3 protein-coding genes are annotated in these 3,385 nt (G+C 72.2%); 2 read left to right on the forward strand and 1 reads right to left on the reverse strand.

Annotated features, from left to right (window positions below):
• Positions 1 to 1,176, forward strand: a 1,176-nt coding sequence (locus ABZS66_RS61065) for a hypothetical protein (protein WP_354774084.1), incomplete at its 5' end; no start/stop codon positions are given.
• Between the two features lie 232 nt (positions 1,177 to 1,408).
• Here ABZS66_RS61065 and ABZS66_RS61070 read toward each other — a convergent pair.
• Positions 1,409 to 2,044 (reverse strand): hemerythrin domain-containing protein, encoded by a 636-nt coding sequence (locus ABZS66_RS61070; protein ID WP_354774086.1) that lies wholly within the window; start codon positions 2,042 to 2,044, stop codon positions 1,409 to 1,411.
• Between the two features lie 123 nt (positions 2,045 to 2,167).
• Here ABZS66_RS61070 and ABZS66_RS61075 point away from each other — a divergent pair, with 123 nt between their 5' ends.
• Positions 2,168 to 3,352 (forward strand): cytochrome P450, encoded by a 1,185-nt coding sequence (locus ABZS66_RS61075; protein WP_354774088.1) that lies wholly within the window; start codon positions 2,168 to 2,170, stop codon positions 3,350 to 3,352.
• Positions 3,353 to 3,385: the final 33 nt, after the last annotated feature.

The raw sequence follows: 3,385 nt of genomic DNA on the forward strand, positions 1-3,385 counted from the left end.
CCGGTGCAGCGGCACAGCTGGCCCGAGATGGCCTCGCGGATCTCCGGCTCCGACGCCGTCGCCGCCGCGCAGGCCCTCGGCGACCCGGCGGCGCTGCACCGGGCGCTGACCGCGTTCGACGCGCCGGTCGCCTGGTCGATCCGCCCGGCCCGGGTCGTCGACGCGCCGCTCGTGACGCTCCTGGAGGCGACCCTCGCCGCGGACCCGCCGCCGTCCGTGCGGTGCCGGCTCCTGGTGGCGCTGGTGTACGAACTGGAGGGCGACGACACCACGCGCTGCGCCGACGCCAGCGCCGAGGCGCTGACCCTCGCCGGCGACGACCCGGTGCTGCGCTGCCAGGCGCTCAACGCGCGGTACTTCGCCGTCCTGAACCCGCAGCGCCGCCACGAGCTGCCATCCGTCGGCGCCGAGCTGCTCGCGGCGGCCGGGCGGGCCGGGCGGCCCGGGTTCGCGGCCCAGGCCCACCACGTGCTGTTCCAGGCGGCCCTGGAGCGCAACGACTTCGCCGCCGCCCAGTCGCACATCGACGAGGCGCTGCACCGCTCCACCGCCGGCCAGCTGGGCATCACCCTGTCCGTACTGTCGATCCTGGACGCCATCCGTGCCCTGTTCGCCGGGGACTTCGCCACGGCCGAGCGGCTGTACCTGCAGCTCGTCGGCCCCATCGAACGCGCCGGCCAGCCGAACGCCGCCGAGGTCGGCCTGCTCGGCGTATTCTTCGTCCGGCTCGCCCAGCACCGGGCCGACACCCTGCTGCCACAGCTGGAGCCGATCGCGGCGATCGCCCCCGGCGAGGCCAACGACATGATCACCCGCGCCCTCGTGGACGGCGGCCGCCTCGACGAGGCCCGCGCGGTGTGGAACCCGGCCGCGATGCCGGTCCGCGCCGACTACTACTGGCTGACCTGGATGGGCCTGCGCGCCGAGAACGCCGCCGCCCTCGGCGACCGGGCCTGGTCCGCGCGATGCTACGAGGCACTGCTGCCGTGGGCGGGGCAGTTCGTCGGGCTGGCGAGCGGGACCATCGGCGGGCCACCGGTCGACCTGGTCCTGGGCCGGCTCGCGCTGGTCCTCGACGACCCGGCAGCGGCAACGCGGCACTTCGCGGCGGCCCGCGCCCTGGCCGCCACGGTAGGCGCCGCCCACTGGTCCGCCGAGGCGTCCCAGCACGCTTGATGCATCAGCCTTGATGCATCACTTCCGATACATCAAGGCTGATGCATCGATCCTGATGTATCGGGCTGATGCCTCGCTTCCGATGCGCCCGCCTCTGATGCATCAGGAATGATGCGCCCCCTCCGATGCATCGTTTCCGATGCATCGGGCTTGATGCATCAGGCTTGATGCATCAAGGGCGATGTATCAGGCTTGATCCGGTGCGCCGACCTGCCCAGCCGGGCCAGCCGGGTCAGCCGAAGATCACCTTCTCGCGGCGGCGGAAGCCCGGGCGGGCCAGGGCCAGCAGCACCAGCAGCATCGGGCCGGCGAGCCGGCGCAGCTCCGCCAGCTCGTCCGCGGTCGCGTACCGCTCGATCCGCGGCAGCTCGAACCCCACCGGCGCCCCCTTGCGCACCGCGGTCTCCACCCGCTGCCAGTCGGCCTCCGGGACGTACCGCTCGATGACCGGGAAGATCGTGCGCTCCTCGTCCTCGATGTGCTCGTCGAGCAGGTCCCGCAGCGTCTCCAGGCTGGTCGCCAGGCGAGCCGCAGCGGCCCGGTCGTGCGGGGCGGCGGCGAGCGCGGCCGTCTCCGCGCGCAACCGGTCGAGCAACGGGTCGAGCTGGGCGTGGTCCTCGGTGAGCTCGGCCAGGTCGACCTCGGCCCCCGCGACCCGCTCCAGCACCGGCCACAGCACGTCGTCCTCCGCACGGTGATGATGGTGGATGCCGCTGATGAGGCTCATGAGGTACTTCTGGATCGCCCGCGCCCGCGCGGGTGAGTTCGGCACGGTCCCGTCGGCGATGGCCCGCGCGAGCGCGGCGAAGCGGCGCGCGTCGCCGCGCATCGAGCGGTGGTTGATGGTGATGCCCAGCAGGTTCGGCATGGTGGTCTCCTTCGTCGATCGTCAGGGGACCCCGGCGCGGTTGGCGACGACTTAAGAGGCGCTTGGTGAACACCGGCCGCGCGGGCGATCACGGTCCGGGTCGTGATTCGTTACGGTGAATAGGTGACGACGACGCTGTTCTCGCAGGAGTTCTGGAACAATCCATTTCCGGTCTACGCGGCCCTGCGGGAGCAGGCGCCCGTGCACCGCGTCACGCTGCCGACGGGCTCGGAGATCTGGCTGGTCACCCGCTATGCCGACGCCAAGGCGGCGCTCGGCGACCCGCGATTCTCGAAGCGGCAGGGTGCGACGGACAACGCGAAGGCGATCACGGACAACAATGTGAGTTCGCCGCTCACCCGCCATCTGCTGGCCAACGACCCGCCCGATCACACGCGCCTGCGGCGGCTCGTTGCGAAGGTGTTCACGGCCCGGCGGGTCGAGGAGCTGCGCCCCCGGATCGAGGAGCTCAGCGCGGCCCTGATCGACGGGATGCGCGGCAAGGAATCGACGGACCTCGTCGAGGACTACGCGGTGCAGCTGCCGATCCAGGTCATCTGCGAGCTGCTCGGGGTACCGCGGGAGGATCAGGCCGACTTCCGGCGCTGGACGTCGGTGATGGTCGGCGGCTCGGCGAGCACCGCCGGTGTGCCCGAGGCGGCTGCGGCCTTCCTGGGGTACCTCATGAAGCTCATCGCCAGCAAGCGCGCCGAACCGGCCGACGACCTGCTCAGCGGCCTCATCGCCACCCGCGACGAGGGCGACCGGTTCAGCGAGGACGAGCTGACGTCGATGGTGTTCCTGCTGCTGCTCGCCGGCCACGAGACCACGGTCAACCTCATCGGCAACGGGATGTACACCCTGCTCACCCACCCCGACGACCACAAGCGCCTGATCGAGGACCCGGCCCTGATCCCGGCCGCCGTGGAGGAGTTCCTGCGCCTGGAGAGCCCGGTCGAGACGGCCACGTTCCGCACCGCGGTCGAGCCGGTGACGTTCGGCGACGTGACGATCCCGCGCGGTGCCCTGGTCGGCATCTCGCTGCTCAGCCCGAACCACGACCCCGAGCGCTTCCCCGACCCGGAACGCTTCGACCTGTCCCGCCCGGAGAACCAGCACCTGGCGTTCGGCCACGGCATCCACTACTGCCTGGGCGCGCCGCTGGCCCGGCTGGAGGCCCAGGTCGCGTTCACCGACCTGCTGGCGGCGTTCCCGTCGATGCACCTGGCCGTCCCGGCCGAGGACCTGGTCTGGCGCCCGGGCGTGCTGATCCACGGCACCACGGCCCTGCCCGTCGAGCTCGCCTGACGCCACAGGCGGCGGCCCTCCCCCGAAGGAGGG

Source organism: Dactylosporangium sp. NPDC005572 (assembly GCF_040605515.1).
Lineage (GTDB): Bacteria > Actinomycetota > Actinomycetes > Mycobacteriales > Micromonosporaceae > Dactylosporangium.